The following is a 16,652-nucleotide window of genomic DNA, read 5'->3' on the forward strand; positions in this document are numbered from 1 at the left end:
AGATGTGTATAAGAGACAGGCCCTCGACAACGTCATGTGCCTCGGACGCGCCAAGGTCGGCGACAAGACGCTGATCGACGCCTTCGAACCCTTTGCCTGCACCCTGGCGCAGCGGCTCGAGGCCGGTGCGAGCTTGCCGGAGGCCTGGGCGGCGGCCACGCAGGCCGCCCACGAGGCCGCAGAAGCCACCGCGGGCCTCGTGCCGCGCCTCGGCCGCGCCAGGCCACTGGCCGAGCGCAGCAAGGGTCACCGGGATGCCGGCGCAGTGTCGTTCGCGCTCGCGGCCCGCACGGTGCTGGCCCTGATGCCCGCCGACCGGCCCTGATTCGACCGCGCGCTCGCCGATGCGCGCGCACACAACCCCGATCCCGCCGGCCTGCCGGCCTTTCCCTCACGACGCCTGGAGTTCCCAACCATGATCACCAAGATCGAGACCGTTGCCGTCATCGGCGCGGGTTACATGGGCGGCGGCATCGCGCAGTCGCTCGCAGCCGCCGGCATGAAGGTCGTGCTGGCCGACGTGTCGCCCGAGGCGACGCGTGCCGCGCTCACCCGCCTGCTGCGCGAAGCGGGCGAGTTCGAGGCGCAGGGCCTGTTCGCAGCGGGCTCGGCCGCCGCCATCGAGGCCAACCTGTCGATCGCGGACTCGATCGAGGAGGCGGTCCGTACCGTCGACTTCGTCGAAGAGGTCGTGCCGGAGGTGTTAGCCATCAAGCACGAGGTGTTCAAACGCATTTGCGCCGCGGCGCGTCCCGATGCCATCATCGGCACCAACACCTCGACCTTGCCGGTTCATACGCTGGCGCCGGCCGTCACCAACCCCGAGCGCTTCCTGACGGTGCATTTCTCCAACCCAGCGCCCTTCATTCCGGGCGTCGAGCTGGTGTGCGGCACCGCCACCGACAGGGCGCTGATCCCCGTGGTCAAGGACATGCTGAAGCGCGCCGGCCGCAACAGCGCCGAAGTAGCCGACACCCCCGGCTTCGTGCTCAACCGCCTGCAATATGTGCTGCTGAAGGAAGCAAATTCGATCGTCGAAGAAGGCATCGCCAGCCCGAAGGACGTCGATGTCATCGTGCGCTCCACCTTCGGGTTCCGGTTGCCGTTCTTCGGCCCCTTCGCCATCGCCGACATGGCCGGGCTCGACGTTTACGCCAATTGCTTCAAGACGTTCGAGGACGCCTATGGCGACCGCATGGCGACGCCCGAACTGCTGAAGGGCCTCGTGGCGGAGGGCAAGTTCGGCGCCAAGACCGGCGAAGGCTTCACGGGCAAGCACGCGCCGGAGAAGCTCGCCAAGCTCGTGGCCTACCGCAACAACGCTTATGCCCGCATGGCGCAGCTGCTCGAGGAGCTCGGCCCTTCGCCGCTGGTCGAGGACGACTGAACACGCGACGACATCGGGCGGCGGAGCGGGACGCTACCCTTTGCCGAGCCGCTTGATGGCCGGGCCGAGGGGCCTTTCGCCTTCGCGATAGTCCGCCCAGGCGGTCAGCTTGGCGATGCGCTTCGGGACGCTGCGCACCGTGTAGCGGCTCGGATCGAGGCCCTTCTTCACCTGCGTCCACTCGATCGGCATCGATACCGGCGCGCCGGGCCGGCCTCGGGGCGACAAGGGCGCCACCGCCGTGGCGGTCCGGTCGTTGCGGAGGTAATCGAGGAAGATACGGCCGGTGCGGTCCTTCTTGGCCATGCTGATCAGGTAGCGATCGGGGGTATCCGCCGCCATCGCCTTGCATAGGTCGCGCGCAAAAGCCTTGGCGGCGTCCCAGCCGATGGCTTTCGCCTGTAGCGGCGTCGTCACATGCAGGCCCTTGCCGCCGGTGGTCTTGCAGAAGCCGACGAGGCCGAGCCGCTCCAACCGCTCCCGGATCTCGCGCGCTGCCGCAATGACGCGCTCGAACGGCACATCGGGGGCGGGATCAAGGTCGAACACCAGCCGCCCGGGCTGCAGCGGCGCCCCGGGCTCGCTGTTCCAGGGGTGCAATTCCACCGCCGCGGTCTGGGCCGCCGCCACCAGGGCCTCCACCCGGTCGAATTGCAGATAGGGCTTCGGCTCGCCTGGCACCTCCACCTCGGTGATCAGCGACGACTGGCCCTGGCCGGCGTGCCGCTGAAAGAACTTCTGCTCGCCCCCGATGCCGTCCGGCATGCGGATCATCGAACAGGGCCGCCCTTTAAGGTGGGCGAGCATCCAGGGGCCGACAACCTCGTAATAGCGCGCCAGGTCGAGCTTGGTGACGGGTTCGCCGTCCTCGGCCTCGGGCCACAACTGCTTGTCGGCATGCGAGATCGTAACGCCCAGCACAGTCGCCGAGCCGCGGGGTGTGACGGTGCGGACCCGCGTCGTGGACCCTTGGGTCGCGGGAACTTCGACCGTGGACGGAATGGGATCGTGCAGGGCTGTCGTGGCGTTGGGCGCCTCGGCCTCGACGTCGCGCGCGGGCTTGTCGTCGCGCAGGCCCTTGAATGACGCCTGGCGGATCAACCCATCGCCCGTGAAGCCGCCATAATGGATCTCGGCCACGAGCTCGGGCTTCACCCAATGGATGCCTGCGGCCTTGCGGGGCGCACCCTTGCCCGTGAAGGGGCTCACATCGGTTTCGAGCGCCTTCAGGCGCGGCATGATCCGGGCCGTGACGTCGCGCCCGAATCCCGTGCCGATGCGGCCGACATGCACCAGATGGCCGTCCCGGTAGACGCCGGCGATCAGCGACCGGAAAGCCTCGCCCGTGGTGGTCCAGGCCCCCACCACCACCTCATGCCCCTGCCGGCACTTCGACTTGCCCCAACTGTCGCTTCGGCCCGACTCGTAAGGCGCGTCGAGGCGCTTCGACACAATGCCCTCGAGGTCCATACGGCAGGCGGATTGCAGCACGGCGTCGCCGGCCGTGATGAAATGCTCGACGAAGCGCAAGGTGTTCGGCGCGTCCGCGAGGCTCGCTTGCAGGCGCGCCTTGCGGTCAGTCAGCGGCAGCGGCCGCAGATCGGTGGCGCCATCGAACATCCGGTCGAAGGCGAAGAATACGAGGCCAGCGGTGTCACCCTCCGAGATCGCCGCCTGCAGGGCCGCGAAGGACGGCGCGCCCGTATGGTCGAGCGCCACCACCTCGCCATCGACGATCCCGTCCGGCAGGCGACGCCCGGCCTCGACGATCTCCGGGAACTTGGCCGACCAGTCGAGGCCCTTGCGGGTCAGCAGAACCGCCGTGCCGCCCTGCGTGCGCAATTGCATGCGGTAGCCGTCGAACTTGATCTCATGGGCCCAGCCGTGGCCAGCCGGTGGCTTTTCCAGCGTGGCCGCGAGTTGCGGCTCGATGAAGGCCGGCAATGCGGCGGCGGGCTTCGCCTTGCCGACGCGTTTGGGCTTGGCTGGGCCCGGCGTCGCAGCCTTGCGAGGGGCCTTTCCTGTCATGAAGGGCGTCGCGGCCGGACCGCTGCCCTTCGCGATCTCGGCCATCGCGCGGCCCGATGCGATCGAGCGATCCGCATCGGTCGGGCCGGTGACGTTGCCTTCGACCGCGCCCGCATCGCGATGCTTGATCAGCAGCCAGGCAGGTTTGCCACTGCCCTTCGGCTTGGTGCGCACCAGCACCCAGGAGCCGTGCAGGCGCTCGCCTTCCATGTTGAACTTCAACTCGCCCTTGCGAAGCGCCGCCTCAACATCGTCGAAGCCCGGTTCGGGCGCCCAGGCGCCGCGGTCCCACAGCATCACGGTGCCGCCGCCATATTGGCCCTTGGGGATCGTCCCTTCGAAATCGCCGTAATCGAGCGGGTGGTCCTCGACTTCAATGGCCATGCGCCGGTCCTTCGGGTCGAGCGAAGGTCCCTTCGGCACCGCCCAGGACCGGAAGGTGCCGCCCTGCTCGAGGCGCAGATCGAAATGCAGGTGGCTTGCGGCATGTTTCTGCACCACGAAACGCCGCGTGTCGGACGGCAGCACCGTCGTGCCGTCGCCCGAGGGCTCCGACGTGACGCCGAAATCCCGCATCTGCTGGTAGGGGCCGAGTTTGCTTGCGGTCACGCGGCCTCCTGGGGTCATTGCCGCGACTCAACAATCGGTGCGGCTCGACGTTCCGAAGCGTGATGAATCCATTCAAGCCGGGATAGCGTTACCGTTTCAGGAGATCGTCGCCATGACCAACACCGCCGAAACCCGCGCCTTCCGCGTTCATGCGAGGCATGTGGACGCCCACCACGCCCGCACGCTCATCGAAGCCTCGTTCGAGGCTGCCGCGGTCGCCTATATGGAGCATCTGCATGATCTGCCGGACGACGGCGGAGAGATCAGCGTCGTGGTGCGCGAGGTGGAAAGCGGCCATGAACACAGCTTTCGGGTGCATCTCGGCGACGGCGACCCGGCGAGCGAGGCCTAGAGTTTATCCGCTCCTTACTGAACCAGATAAACTCTTGCATTCCCTCGTGGTCGGCTGCCCGATCGGGCCAAGTGGTTTCCACTTGGCCCTGACAGCCTCCAGGCTCCAAACTCAATCAGCTTGGCGTCGGGAAGCCGACAAATACAGGCCGGCGTTGCGCAGACAGCTATTTTGCTGCTCAGTTCTTGCGTGACCAGTCGAGCAGTCAAAGCACCATCACGCGCCGGATCGCTTGCCTTAGTCGGTGGCGGTCTGGCTCTGGACTTTTGCAACACGTCCTCGGGCCGGGGTACTGATCGACACCTCGAGCATTTGCAGACTCCTTCCGATGTGCTGACATGGGCCTGTCATGCTGCCATTGTTGACGAGCTTTCGGTCGCGCGCCTACGCGCCGTTCTCGATGAAAATCAGAAGTTGGCAACACGCTTCTTGAAGCGCGCCCTGGAATTGCGCGAGGCCGTCTATCAGCTCACTGCCGCGCTGGTGCGGAACGAGCCGGCGGACCAGACCATCATCAATGTGATCGCCGCAAACCATGCCGCATGTCTGTCCAAAGGCCGGCTCGTCACGGATCAGGGCGCTTTCGGCTGGACCTGGACCATCGATGACGCGCCCGAGGAGATCATCCTCGGGCCAATCACCAGCTCCGCGGTGGCGATCATCACGGCAGCTGACCGCGCGCGACTCAAGCGTTGCGAGGGCCATAACTGCGGGTGGCTTTTCCTCGACACCACGAAGAGCAACAACCGTGTCTGGTGCGAGATGGAGCCGTGCGGCAACCGCGCAAAGCAGAGCCGCCGGCGGCATAGTCGGCTACGTGGAGAGCCCTAAGTGGGCTCAGCTCTGCCAGAGGTTCACGTCAAGATCAAAGTGATGGACGAGCGACTCCTTGTCGATGAGGAAGTCCTTGTCGCGCGATAGATCGTGCACCTTGGTGTAATCGGCTCCGGCATAGCCCTTGATGGCGTCGACGGAGTCCCAGTACGAAATCACCATGAACTCGCCCTGCTCGGCGTTCTTGGCCACCATCATCTGAACGCCGCGATTTCCAGGCAAGGTCGCGATCTTCTTCACACCGACATCGAACAGGTACTGTCGATACTCCTCCGCTTTGTCGAGCGGTGTGCGACCGTGCCATACCCGAGCGACCATCGGGTGTTCGGCTAGTGTTGGTGCGCTTGCTGCCAATGCCTCCTTGATGCTGCCCGAAGCCGCCACTGCGGCAATCACACCCATCAACCCGCGACGCATCTGATCCATCGATGTACCCTCCTATGCACCTCAAGCAGGAAACATAATAACCGGTGAAACGCGTTTCACCAGTGTAAACTGCATTGCGACGGAGGCGATCATGGGCGTGTTGTTCTGGCTGAGCGACGATCAGTGAGCAACGGTCCAGCCGCACCTGCCCCGCAACCAGCCCGGAGCACGCAGGGTGGACGACCGTCGCGTAATCTCGGGCATCCTGCACGTGCTCAAGATCGGATGCCGCTGGCAGGACTGCCCGGCGGCATATGGCCCGTCCACTACGGTCTACAATCGCTTCAATCGCTGGTCCCGTCGGCAGTTCTGGCTCAAGCTTCTGGAAGCGCTAGCAGCTTTAGGCACGGTGACCCGATCCACAGCGGTCGACTCCACCTACATCAAGGCTCAGCGCTCGGCGTTCGGGGGAAAAAAGGGGGCCAAAGCGCAGGCTATCGGCCCCTCGCGCGGCGGCCAGACGACCAAAATCCATGCTCTCACCGACGTCGTCGGGCGTCCCTTCAAGCTGATTCTGACGCCGGGCAACGTGTCCGACGTGACCATCGCCCCCCGGTCTCCTCGCCGATGTGCAGGGAGCTTGCTACGTTCTCGCCGACAAGGGCTATGACGCCGATGCGCTACGTAAGACTGTGCGTCTGGCTGGAGCCGTCCCGGTGATCCCGGGTCGCATCACACGCAAAAAGAAGATCCCACTCGACAAAAAGCGCTACCGCGACCGGCATTTGATCGAGAACGCCTTCTGTCGGCTGAAAGATTTCCGGCGTGTCGCCACCCGTTACGATAAGCTCGCTGCCAACTTCATGTCAGCCGTCGCCCTTGCAGCCACCTTGGCCTTCTGGCTTTGATCGAGTCTTCAGCCTAGACGAACGAATCCGTCGCGAGGCCGTTGAATGGCCGCAGCCGGAGGGTCGGCGCTCGGAGTTCCGCGATGGCGTATCGTCCCACCTGGCAGGGTCACCTCAAGCTGTCGCTCGTGACCTGTCCGGTCGCCATGTACACGGCCATCAATTCAGGCGGTGATGTCCACTTCCATCTCATCAACCCGAAGACCAACAACCGTATCAAGATGATCACCACCGACCCCGACAGTGGGCCGGTCGAACGATCGGAACTGGTCAAGGGCTACGAGGTGTCGAAGGGCGAATACATCCTGCTCACCCCCGCCGAGATCGACGCGGTGAAGCTCGAAAGCACCAAGACGATCGACATCGAGCGCTTCGTCGCCGAGGACGAGATCGACCGGCTGTATTGGGACAACCCGTATTTCTTGGCGCCCGACGGCAAGCTCGCCCAGGAGGCCTTCGGGGTGATCCGCAAGGCGATGGAGACGTCGGGTCAGGTGGCGATCGGCCGGGTGGTGATCGGCACGCGTGAGCGCATCCTGGCACTGGAGCCGCGCGGCAAGGGCATCTTGGCCTATACGATCCGTACCGACGCCGAAGTGCGCCGGCCCGACGAGATCTTCGACGCGATCAGCGACGAGGCCCCCGATGCCGGGATGATCGCCATCGCCGAAAAGATCATCGAGCAGCGGGAAGGGCCGTTCGACCCCGGCCAGTTCGTCGACCGCTACGAGGATGCCCTGAAGGCTCTGATCGAGGACAAGCAGAAGGGCCATAAGCCCGCCAAGGTCGAGGAGCCCGAGGCCAGCAACGTGATCGACCTGATGGCGGCCCTGCGGGCAAGCCTCGGCGGCAAGGCCGAGCCTGCCCCCAAGCGGGCCACGAAGGCGAAAGCGGCGCCCAAGGCGCCGGCCAAGCCGAAGGCCACCAAGCCTGCCGCCGCCAAGGCCAAGCCGCGCAAGGCGGGCTAGATCAATCCCCTCCCCCTGCGTTTCGATACGCCTCGCGGGCCGTTGTGACCGCCGCTTTTGCGGCCTTGCGCCGTTCGACATAGGCGGTGCGGGTCGCCAGCACCGCGGCATCGAGGTCCGCCTGACGCGCCTTCAGCTCGGCCTCCTCGCGCTTGCGATCGGCGTCGAGTGTCGCAAGAGCGCGTTCCGCGGCGTCGAGCGCCCCTCGGTCAGGCGCTGGCCGAGGTTGCGGCTTTGGCTGGGGCTGGCTTCGCGGAACCACGAGCTTCGGCAGGTCCGGCACGGTGGGAAGCTCGCTCGGCTGCACCGCGAAGGCACCCTCGGACCCCAGGGCGCGACGCAGCGGCACGTCGGGCTGCGCCAGCGCGGCCTCGATTGCGGCTCCGTCGGTGGCAAGACTGGCTTGCCCATCGGCGAAGAGGTTCTGATGCGTCCCCCATGCCCGCAAGGCCGCAGCCTGGCTGGTGGCCGCGACGACACTGTCGTGAAAGCCGAAACGGGCCTGGAACACTTTCAGCTTGCGCGTCGTCGCCTTGGCCATCGCACCATCCTCCCCCGTGACGATGGTTTCACCCGCATCGGGCCTGACCGGTCAACCGGCCTGACGTTGCTGTATAAGGCAACGTCCGGGGTGACCCGAGAGGTGGGCAGGGGCGCATGACGGATCGCGGCCTTCCCCGCAAGGCGCCCCGCAGAACGCGGCCCATGCCGCCCTCCCCGCCTTTGCGCATCGCCACCTTCAATATCAACAGCGTCAACCGGCGCCTGCCGAACCTGCTGGCCTGGCTCGCCCGGGCGAAACCGGACGTCGTCTGCTTACAGGAGTTGAAGGCCGAAACCCGGGCCTTCCCGGAAGCCGCGCTCGAGGCGGCCGGCTACGGGGCGGTGTGGTGCGGCGAACGCAGCTGGAACGGCGTCGCGATCCTGGCGCGAGGGACGGCGCCGATCCTCACGCGCGTCGGTTTGCCGGGCGACCCTGACGATCGACAAGCCCGCTACATCGAGGCGGCCGTGCAGGGCACGATCGTGGCCTCGCTTTATTGTCCCAACGGCAATCCGCAGCCCGGCCCGAAATTCACCTACAAGCTGGCCTGGTTCGAGCGGCTGATCGGCCATGCGGCGACGTTGCTGGCCCATGGGGTGCCGGTGGTGCTGGCGGGAGACTACAATGTCGTGCCGACCGAGCACGACATCTACCCGACCCGCTCCTTCGACAGGAATGCGCTGGTACAGCCCCAATCCCGACAGGCCTTTGCGCGCCTGCTCGACCAGGGTTGGACCGATGCGCTGCATCGATCCCCGCCCGAGCCGTCGGTGTTCACCTTCTGGGACTATGGACGCAATCGCTGGGCGCGCGATGCCGGCCTGAGGCTCGATCATCTGCTGCTCAGCCCCGGGCTGATGCCGCGGCTGAAAGGGGCAGGCGTCGACCGCTGGATGCGGGGAGAAGACGGCGCCAGCGACCATGCCCCAGCCTGGGTGACACTGGGCTGAATGGCGACTGCAACGCCCGCCGGCCTTCATCGCCCTGCGTCAACCGGCGCCGCAACCCGGATCGGATCTCATGGTTTCCCGACCTAAACGGAGACACGCACGCATGATCGCCTTCCTTCGAGGCCGGCTGGCCCGGCTCACCATGGCCGCATCCGCATGAGCGACACCGAGCCTGCCGGCCGACAAAGCGTTCGCAGGGCGCTGGTGGTGGGCGCATCGCGCGGCCTGGGGCTTGGGCTGACGCGCGAGTTGCTGTCTCAGGGCTGGGAGGTGACGGCCACCGTGCGCCGACCGAGCCCCGACCTCGCCTCGCATGGCGGTCTGCGGGTCGAAAGCGGTCTCGACATCGACGACGATGCGGCAGTGGCGGCCCTCCACGCAACCTTGGCCGATCAGCCGCGGTTCGACCTCATCTTCGTGGTGGCCGGGGTGGCGACGCAGGCCGGCACGCCGGCTGGACAGCTCGACCGCGCCATCCTGGCATCGGTGTACCAGACCAACGCGGTCAGTCCGATCCGCTTCGCCGAGCGCTTCCACAACCGCATCGCCGACGGCGGCCTGCTCGCCCTGATGACCTCGAAGCTCGGCTCGGTGTCGCTCAACCGCGGCGGCGGCTGGGGCAGTTACCGGGCCAGCAAGGCGGCGCTCAACACGCTGGCACGCTCGTTCTATGGTCAGCACCCAAAGGCCAGTTGGGGCCTTGTCCTGATGCATCCGGGCTGGGTCCGCACCGACATGGGCGGCAAACGCGCCACGCTCGATGTGGAGACGAGCGTCCGCGGCATGGTGGCGGTGTTGGACGCGCGGCTCGGGCAGCGCGGCTGCGTGTTCCTCGACCATGAAGGCGAAACGGTGCCCTGGTGAGCAGCGAACACAAGCTCAGTCGTTGTCCAGTTCGGCATCCCGTACCGCGTTGATGACGTCGAACGGCTGCCACGGCTTGGCCAGAAAGCGCACCGTTTCCGGCAAATCGTCGGGGCGCTCCGGCAGTTGCCCCGACGTCAGCACGATCGGTACCCGCGGCAGGGTGCTGGACACGTAGCGCACCACCGCCATGCCATCGGGCCCGCTGCCGAGTTTTAAATCGGTGAAGATACAGGCCACGTCGGCCTCGTTGTCGCGCACAAAGGCGATGGCTTCCTCTCCGGACTCGAAGGTCTGCGCCGGCAGGCCCGCGAGGTCGAACAATTCGGCAGCCTGGAGGCGCAGCAACGCTTCATCCTCGATGATGACGACGACCCGGGTGTTGTTCATGGCTTGTCTCCCTGTTGGTCCATCATAGAGCGGAGATCCGGTTGGTCGATTGCGGCGCACGGCCCGATCGTCATCCGGGTCGGGCATTCCGGTCGGGCCGGCGATGAAAAGCCGATCGGCACAGCACGGCTTTGAACCTTTCCGGCCGTCTGCCGGGTTGGCCCCGCGATGGCTGCATTTTCGACCGCTCCCGACCCCTACATCCTGGTGCTGACCGGCACGGGAGTGCTGATCGCCCTCGTGGCTTGGCTACCGCTTGCCTTGAAGCGCCTGCCCTTGTCGCTGCCGATCGTCTGCCTCGTCATCGGATACGCGCTGTTCTCGCTGCCGCAGGTCACCTTTGAACCCCTGCCGATGGCCTATCCCGTGGTGACGGAACGCCTCAGCGAGTTCGTCGTCATCATCGCCCTGATGGGGGCGGGCTTGAAGATCGACCGGGTGTTCGGCTGGCGGCGGTGGGCCGTGACATGGCGGCTGATCGGCCTGACGATGCCGCTCAGCATCGCGGCCATCACGCTGCTGGCCGTGTGGGGGCTTGGCCTGCCCTGGCCGGTGGCGCTGCTGCTCGGCGCCACCTTGGCGCCGACCGACCCCGTGCTGGCATCCGACGTGCAGGTCGGCCCGCCCAAGACCGGCGAGGAGGACGAAGTGCGCTTCGGCCTCACCTCCGAGGCGGGCATGAACGACGGCGCGGCCTTCCCGTTTGTGCATCTTGCCCTGGCGCTGGGCCTGCTGGGCTCGGCCGGCAAGCCCTGGGCCCTGCATTGGGTGACCATCAATGTGCTCTGGGAGATCGGCGCCGGGGTGCTGGGCGGCTATGCCATTGGCTGGATCTTTGGCTGGCTGACCTTCCATGTCCCGGTTGAAAGCCGCCTCGCCAAGACCGGCGATGGCCTGATCGCGCTGGCCGCCACCTTTGTGTCCTACGGCTTGACCGAGCTCATCCACAGCTACGGGTTTCTGGCCGTCTTCGTGACCGCGCTGTCGTTCCGACATACCCACCGCAGCCACGATTTCCAGCGCGAGATGCACGACCTGACCGAGCAGATCGAACGCCTGGCCATGATGGTGGTGTTGATCCTGTTCGGCGGCGCCCTGGTGAGCGGCCTGTTGGCGCCCCTGAGCTGGCGGGACGTCACGGTGGCGCTGGCCATCCTGTTGATCGTCCGGCCATTGACCGGCGCCCTCGGGATGATCGGCCTCCGAGCTGCCTGGAGCGAGAAGCTCATCCTGGCTTTCTTCGGCATCCGGGGCGTCGGCTCGATCTACTACCTGGCCTTCGGGCTGAACCACATGCCCGTCCAGGACGGCGACCGCCTGTGGGCGATCGTCGGGCTGGTGATCCTGCTATCCGTGCTGATGCATGGCCTCACGGTGACGCCGATCATGCGCACGCTCGACCGCAGTCAAGGGCGCGATCCGGATGCCGAAGAGGAGCCCGAGCCGACCGAAGCATCGCCCGCGAGATCCAATGACGCTCCAACATCCGCCGCAGCACGTTGATCTTCACCGCAGCGCGGCGCGAACACTGGCGTTACTCGGAAAATCACGTCATACAAGCTGACCCATTGCGTGTTGCAATGCGATATTCGTAGCTTCGACGAGGCCGCTCATGCTGATCCGCTATGGCTACGACATTGCAATCGACTGCTACGAGCCGACGCCGCTCGTGTCGATGATGTCGCTCCATTCGGACCGGCTGAAGGATCTGTTGGCGCCCGAAGTGGCCACCACGTCCCCTCACATCCCGACCACGACCTATCATGACCTGTATGGCAATCTATGCCGCCGCATGATGGTGCCGGCCGGCACCCTGACGCTTGGCGGTGACGCGACCATCCGCGACAGCGGGCTGCATGATCCGGTGTTTGCCGACGCGCCGGAAACACCGGTGGGCCAGCTTCCGAACGAGTGCCTGATCTTCCTGCTGGCCAGCCGCTATTGCGAAACGGACCTGTTGAGCCAGATCGCCTGGAACCGCTTTGGTTCCGTCACGCCGGGTTGGCCGCGTGTACAGGCGATCTGCGATTTCGTGAACAAGCATATCCGCTTCGATTACCAGCAAGCACGCTCGACCCGCACGGCGTTCCAGGCCTTCGAGGAACAGGTCGGCGTGTGTCGCGACTTCGCCCATCTGGCGATCGCACTCTGCCGCTGCATGAACATCCCGGCCCGCTACATCAACGGCCACCTCGGCGACATCGGCGTGCCGGTGGTCGATCCGATGGACTTCAGCGCCTGGATCGAGGTGTACCTGGATGGTCGCTGGATGACGTTCGACCCGCGCAACAACATCCCGCGCATCGGGCGCATCGTGGTGGCCCGCGGCCGTGATGCCGCCGATGTTCCGATGTTGATCAGCTTCGGGCCGCACACCTTGTCGTCCTTCAAGGTGTGGACCTATGAGGTCGATCAGGACGGCAAGGCCTGCTGAGGGATCGAGACCCATGCTCCCCTTCATCGACAAGCGAGATGGCGCCCGCGTCTGGATCAATCCCCGTCAGGTTTGTGCCGTCGTCAGCCTGAAGAACGACGCCGGCAGCAGCTTGATGATGTCCGGCGGCTTTGAGATTCAGATCGAAGAAAATGCCGAGGAGGTTTCAGCTCAGATCAACAAGCGTCTGAACGCTTATTGATCTGACGCTAGGAGATCGGTCGCCCGGGTCTGTTGGCCGGAGACTACTTGGCCTTGGCTGATCCGGTGGCCTGTCCGCCTTTGGCGAAAGGCAAAGCAGGAGCGGCCTCCTTGGGCTTCTCCTGTTTGGGCTTCTTCTTTTCCTTGTTGCTGCGCTGATGGTTCTTCGACATCTCGGCTCCTGGCGGTTGCGGCGGAACGATCTGTGGTCTGCGTCACAGCATAGAATAGAACAACAAAGACCAATGAGAGAAAAGGCCGGGATACGATCCCGGCCTTTTCTTATTCCATCGAGGCTGGTCCCTTCACCGCCGCCAGTACATCCGTGGTCGGCGGTGAACGAGGATCACGCGATGGCTTGCAACTGGTCGGCAGACTGCTTGCCCGTGCGACGATCACTGACCATCGTATAGGTGACCTTCTGACCTTCCTGCAGCGTTCCCAGGCCGGCGCGCTCGACCGCGCTGATGTGCACGAACGCATCGGCGCTGTTGTCATCCGGCTGGATGAAACCAAAGCCTTTGGTGGCGTTGAACCATTTCACGGTACCAGTCGTCATGCCGAACTCCTCGAAGGCATAAGGCAGCCGCACCGCAAGGCGGGCCGCTGTTGTGTCGATATGTCAAAGGAGGGTCGTAGCAAGCGCACCGTGCATCGCAGGGTGCAAGAACCGAACGTTCAGCCTAGGATCGATAAGATCAACATGATGGATGCTTGTTGCTTTGTCAAGATATCCGGATTGTGCTTGCGATCGCGGCTTTCCCCGCAGTTCACGCATGTAATCGCTTGACGCGGTGGGAATTCGACGCGTGCCGGACACAAACGTACCTTGGGTCCTTGGACGGATTATTTCCGGTCGAGAACATTGCCCTGAACGATTGCGGCAGATCGCGGTTGCCTTCTTAGGATCACCCAGCAGGAGGATGGCGCCATGGCGGATGAGAAACAAGCCGACAAGGACGCAAACGATGTTACGGACCTCTCGTCCGAGCGCTTGACCGCTCCCGCTTTCGAGCTGGAACAGCGTCGGCAAAAGATCCAGAACGAAGTCAAGCAGGACGGCGAAGGAACGCGCGAGCCTCAGAAACCCGTCAATCAGGACGGGTGAGCGCACCGCGACCTGACCTGCTGCCAGTCATCGGCCGATAGTCTGAAAGGGGCGCGGTTGCCGGGGTACCTCCCGACAACTCGATGTGGTGCTCGACGCAGGCGTTCCGCGCTAAGCCGGGATGTCAGCCACATCCGACGGATGCACCTCCGAAACCCCGTTCTCGCGATGCCTGAATGCCGACAGCGCGCGGTAGACTTGCAGGCGCGCCCGCATCACCGATCCGAGCGGCCGATGGGCGTCGAGTGAGTGGGACGGCCGAAACGTCAGCCGCTCGTCGAAATAAGCTTGTCGTGCTGGGCTGTACGCATCCTGGGCCGGGATCGTAATGGTCCCGACCGTACGATAAGGGCTTTCGGCTGCCGGCCACTCGATCGAAGCGTCCTCGATCGGCTGCGTCTTTGCGTCGGTCCAAAGCTGCGCCCGGAGATCGAACCGTGTTTCGTGCATGCGCACGACCTCGACCAATCCGTGGCGGAAGCCGTCCTCATCGGCTTGTGGATCGAGGCGCCAGTCCCGCAACCCGTCCTGGGCCGGTGATGCCGGGAAAGCCGCAAGCTTCGCCACGTGATCTCCGAAGCGCATCGGGGCTTGGCTGAAATAGGGTTCGGCCAAGGGGTGGCTGAACGGGTGGCCGAAGAAGTCCGCCATCGGGCTTTCCGTCCCGAGGGCATGCAGCAGCCGGTTGAAGCCGCGGGCCGTGGCCGACACCGCACTTTTCACCCCTTCCGGCAATGCGGTCGCCTTGCCGATCACGGTCCCGTCCCGCAGGAATCCTTGTGCGGTTCCGGACGGGAAGGTGGTGCCGGAGGCGAGGACGAAATCCTGCGTGTCGTCCGCATGTCCCGCCAGCTTCTCGCCCGCGACACCGAACACCTTGATCGACATGCCGCGGTGAGTCGACACGCGATCGCCGAGCGTTTCCCCGGGCCCCTGGGCAAAGCGGATCGCCACGGGATGGCGACCGCCTGCCGCGAAAAGGCCCTGAGCCATCTCGGGCGGCAGATCCTTTGCGATCTCGAGCGTGCCGATCACGAGGCCGGTGCTCTTGGCATGCGAGGCCCGCACGGCATGTCGCTCGCGCTTCTCCACCGTTTCGCTTTGCTGCGTCATCCCCTTGATGATGCCGTCGATCGCCTCCTGCTCGTCCGGGCGGGGCTGTTCGACGTCGGCACTATAGCGAAGGTAGGTCATGCTGTGAAAACGCATGACCCCGCCATGAAGGTTGCACCGCCGGACAGAAGTTTAGAGGCGGTCCAGAATAGCTGGTCGCCTGAAAATCACAGGCGTAGCCGCTCAGGCGCCGGAGGTCCGCATGCGGGCCTGGGTGACGCTGCTGTGCGGCGGCACGTCGTCGGTGAGCCAGACGTTGCCGCCGATCACCGCGTGATGGCCGACCGTGATGCGGCCCAGCACCGTGGCACCCGCGTAGATCACCACATCGTCCTCGATGATCGGATGGCGCGGCTGCCCCTTGACGAGCCGCCCATCCCCGTCGACGGCGAAACTCCGCGCCCCCAGGGTAACGGCCTGGTAGAGCCGCACGCGATTGCCGATAATGGCCGTTTCGCCGATCACCACGCCGGTGCCGTGGTCGATGAAGAAGCTGTCTCCGATGGCAGCGCCGGGATGGATGTCGATCGCGGTCTTTGCATGCGCGGCCTGGGAGATCAGCCGAGCCACCAGTGTGGCATCGAGCCGATAAAGCGCCCGCGCCAATCGGTAGTGCAGGATGGCGGTCATGCCCGGATAGCCCAGCATGATCTCCGGGTAGCTGGTGGCCGCCGGGTCGCCCGCAAAGGCCGCCATCAGGTCGCTGACGATCAGGTTCCGGATCGTCGGCAAGGTCTCCGCAAAGCTCGTCACGATCGCGTCCGCCTTGGCCTCGGCGTGGGCGATCTCGGGCTCCCCGTCGCGCGAAGCGCTGCGGATGTCGCGCAGCACCTGCTCGGTCAACCCGTCGAGGGCATCCGCCAGGGTGTAGTCGACGTAATCGTCGATCACATCCGGGTTGGGGGTCGGGTCGCCGTAATGGGTCGGGAACAGCGCGGCGGCAAGCTTCTCGACCACCTGGGCCACGGCCTTGGCGGACGGCAGGTGCCGGATCCGACCCTCGTGCCGGATGTTATGGGTTTCCTCGCGCGACTGCCGCAGCCGATCCACCACGCCGCCGAGGCTCGACCGCCAGGGGCGGCCCGGCAGGGGACCGGTGCGCGAGAGCGGGAAATCCATGATGTTGCCGTCCGTCATAGGGGTTCACCTTCAGCTAGGGGCCGGTGCGGCGGCCGCCAGACGCCGTGGCGCCCTTCTGCCGCGGCAATCGGCCGTCAGGCTTGGCCGACCCGCCACGACAAGGGCGGCTCCCGGCCGTTGACGGCGAAATCGCCGACGATGCGCGCCTTGTAGATGCGCGGGTTGTGGGACGTCAGGGTGCGGGCGTTGCGCCAATGGCGGTCGAGCCCGGCGTCCCGCAACACCGCCGAGGCGCCGAGCGCATCGAACAAGATCGTCGTGGCCTCGAGGATGAGATCCGGCACCACCGTGACGGCCTGGGCGGATTCCACCTCCGCCTCGAGCACCGCGGCCTCGATGGCGTCGCGGCCTGCCGTGGCGGCGCGCTCGACGGCTTGCGCCACCTGCCCCACGATGGCGCCGGCCGCATAGGCGGCGCCCCGCACGCGGCCCACCACCTGCAACACCTGCGGGTCG

General features: G+C 65.5%; 19 protein-coding genes and 1 pseudogene. 11 read left to right on the forward strand and 9 right to left on the reverse strand.

Features of this window, described 5'->3' with window-relative positions; translation table 11 throughout:
- Positions 1-415: 415 nt before the first annotated feature.
- Entirely contained in the window at positions 416-1,387 is a 972-nt protein-coding gene (locus P7D22_RS19125) for a 3-hydroxyacyl-CoA dehydrogenase family protein (protein WP_319935851.1), read from the forward strand.
- 33 nt (positions 1,388-1,420) lie between these two features.
- On the opposite strand, the gene ligD is transcribed toward P7D22_RS19125, so the two are convergent.
- Positions 1,421-4,024, reverse strand: coding sequence for a DNA ligase D (gene ligD, locus P7D22_RS19130; RefSeq protein ID WP_442916116.1), 2,604 nt, complete (start codon positions 4,022-4,024; stop codon positions 1,421-1,423).
- Between the two features lie 37 nt (positions 4,025-4,061).
- On the opposite strand from ligD, the gene P7D22_RS19135 reads away from it, so the two are divergent.
- Both P7D22_RS19135 and P7D22_RS19140 read left to right on the forward strand, forming a co-directional pair.
- A complete protein-coding gene (locus tag P7D22_RS19135) occupies positions 4,062-4,376 on the forward strand; it encodes a DUF5961 family protein (protein WP_319935853.1) in 315 nt (104 codons plus the stop codon).
- A 189-nt stretch (positions 4,377-4,565) separates the two neighbouring features.
- Entirely contained in the window at positions 4,566-5,207 is a 642-nt protein-coding gene (locus tag P7D22_RS19140; protein WP_319935866.1) for a CGNR zinc finger domain-containing protein, read from the forward strand.
- A gap of 6 nt (positions 5,208-5,213) precedes the next feature.
- On the opposite strand, the gene P7D22_RS19145 is transcribed toward P7D22_RS19140, so the two are convergent.
- Positions 5,214-5,636, reverse strand: a complete 423-nt coding sequence (locus tag P7D22_RS19145) for an antibiotic biosynthesis monooxygenase family protein (protein ID WP_319935854.1) — start codon at positions 5,634-5,636, stop codon at positions 5,214-5,216.
- A 145-nt stretch (positions 5,637-5,781) separates the two neighbouring features.
- Here P7D22_RS19145 and P7D22_RS19150 point away from each other — a divergent pair.
- Both P7D22_RS19150 and ku read left to right on the forward strand, forming a co-directional pair.
- Positions 5,782-6,484 (forward strand): IS5 family transposase gene (locus P7D22_RS19150; RefSeq protein ID WP_319935867.1). Its coding sequence is split into 2 segments (ribosomal slippage): positions 5,782-6,186 and positions 6,188-6,484, totalling 702 coding nucleotides; the frame shifts between segments, so codons are not numbered across the junction.
- 83 nt (positions 6,485-6,567) lie between these two features.
- Positions 6,568-7,452, forward strand: coding sequence for a non-homologous end joining protein Ku (ku, locus tag P7D22_RS19155; protein ID WP_319935855.1), 885 nt, complete (start codon positions 6,568-6,570; stop codon positions 7,450-7,452).
- A gap of 1 nt (position 7,453) precedes the next feature.
- On the opposite strand, the gene P7D22_RS19160 is transcribed toward ku, so the two are convergent.
- Positions 7,454-7,993: a hypothetical protein gene (locus tag P7D22_RS19160; RefSeq protein ID WP_319935856.1), complete on the reverse strand. Its 540-nt coding sequence runs from the start codon at positions 7,991-7,993 to the stop codon at positions 7,454-7,456.
- Positions 7,994-8,175: 182 nt separating this feature from the next.
- Here P7D22_RS19160 and P7D22_RS19165 point away from each other — a divergent pair, with 182 nt between their 5' ends.
- Together P7D22_RS19165 and P7D22_RS19170 are read left to right on the forward strand one after the other, a co-directional pair.
- The gene (locus P7D22_RS19165) at positions 8,176-8,946 is read left to right on the forward strand and encodes an exodeoxyribonuclease III (protein WP_319935868.1); all 771 of its coding nucleotides are present in this window, start codon (positions 8,176-8,178) and stop codon (positions 8,944-8,946) included.
- Between the two features lie 156 nt (positions 8,947-9,102).
- Positions 9,103-9,810: an SDR family NAD(P)-dependent oxidoreductase gene (locus tag P7D22_RS19170; protein ID WP_319935857.1), complete on the forward strand. Its 708-nt coding sequence runs from the start codon at positions 9,103-9,105 to the stop codon at positions 9,808-9,810.
- Positions 9,811-9,825: 15 nt separating this feature from the next.
- Here P7D22_RS19170 and P7D22_RS19175 read toward each other — a convergent pair whose 3' ends face one another.
- Positions 9,826-10,200, reverse strand: a complete 375-nt coding sequence (locus P7D22_RS19175) for a response regulator (protein WP_319935858.1) — start codon at positions 10,198-10,200, stop codon at positions 9,826-9,828.
- 168 nt (positions 10,201-10,368) lie between these two features.
- On the opposite strand from P7D22_RS19175, the gene P7D22_RS19180 reads away from it, so the two are divergent.
- The 3 genes from P7D22_RS19180 (at position 10,369) to P7D22_RS19190 (ending at position 12,836) form a co-directional block, all read left to right on the forward strand.
- Positions 10,369-11,703, forward strand: coding sequence for a cation:proton antiporter (locus tag P7D22_RS19180; protein WP_319935859.1), 1,335 nt, complete (start codon positions 10,369-10,371; stop codon positions 11,701-11,703).
- A gap of 109 nt (positions 11,704-11,812) precedes the next feature.
- Positions 11,813-12,634, forward strand: coding sequence for a transglutaminase-like domain-containing protein (locus P7D22_RS19185; protein WP_319935860.1), 822 nt, complete (start codon positions 11,813-11,815; stop codon positions 12,632-12,634).
- Between the two features lie 13 nt (positions 12,635-12,647).
- A complete protein-coding gene (locus tag P7D22_RS19190; RefSeq protein ID WP_319935861.1) occupies positions 12,648-12,836 on the forward strand; it encodes a hypothetical protein in 189 nt (62 codons plus the stop codon).
- Between the two features lie 43 nt (positions 12,837-12,879).
- Here P7D22_RS19190 and P7D22_RS19195 read toward each other — a convergent pair whose 3' ends face one another.
- Entirely contained in the window at positions 12,880-13,008 is a 129-nt protein-coding gene (locus P7D22_RS19195; protein WP_319935862.1) for a hypothetical protein, read from the reverse strand.
- Positions 13,009-13,181: 173 nt separating this feature from the next.
- On the reverse strand, positions 13,182-13,394 hold the full coding sequence (locus P7D22_RS19200) for a cold-shock protein (protein WP_319935863.1): 213 nt from the start codon (positions 13,392-13,394) through the stop codon (positions 13,182-13,184).
- 372 nt (positions 13,395-13,766) lie between these two features.
- On the opposite strand from P7D22_RS19200, the gene P7D22_RS19205 reads away from it, so the two are divergent.
- The gene (locus P7D22_RS19205; protein WP_319935864.1) at positions 13,767-13,943 is read left to right on the forward strand and encodes a hypothetical protein; all 177 of its coding nucleotides are present in this window, start codon (positions 13,767-13,769) and stop codon (positions 13,941-13,943) included.
- A 111-nt stretch (positions 13,944-14,054) separates the two neighbouring features.
- Here the strand turns inward: P7D22_RS19205 and P7D22_RS19210 are convergent, their stop codons facing one another.
- From P7D22_RS19210 to P7D22_RS19220, 3 genes and pseudogenes are all read right to left on the reverse strand, one after another.
- Positions 14,055-15,137, reverse strand: coding sequence for a catalase family protein (locus P7D22_RS19210; RefSeq protein ID WP_319935869.1), 1,083 nt, complete (start codon positions 15,135-15,137; stop codon positions 14,055-14,057).
- Between the two features lie 102 nt (positions 15,138-15,239).
- Positions 15,240-16,193: a serine O-acetyltransferase EpsC gene (epsC, locus tag P7D22_RS19215; protein WP_319935865.1), complete on the reverse strand. Its 954-nt coding sequence runs from the start codon at positions 16,191-16,193 to the stop codon at positions 15,240-15,242.
- Positions 16,194-16,270: 77 nt separating this feature from the next.
- Positions 16,271-16,652, reverse strand: a pseudogene (locus tag P7D22_RS19220) (monooxygenase); the annotation flags it as partial.

Source organism: Lichenihabitans sp. Uapishka_5 (genome assembly GCF_033947565.1).
In the GTDB taxonomy this organism is placed as follows: Bacteria; Pseudomonadota; Alphaproteobacteria; order Rhizobiales; family Beijerinckiaceae; genus Lichenihabitans.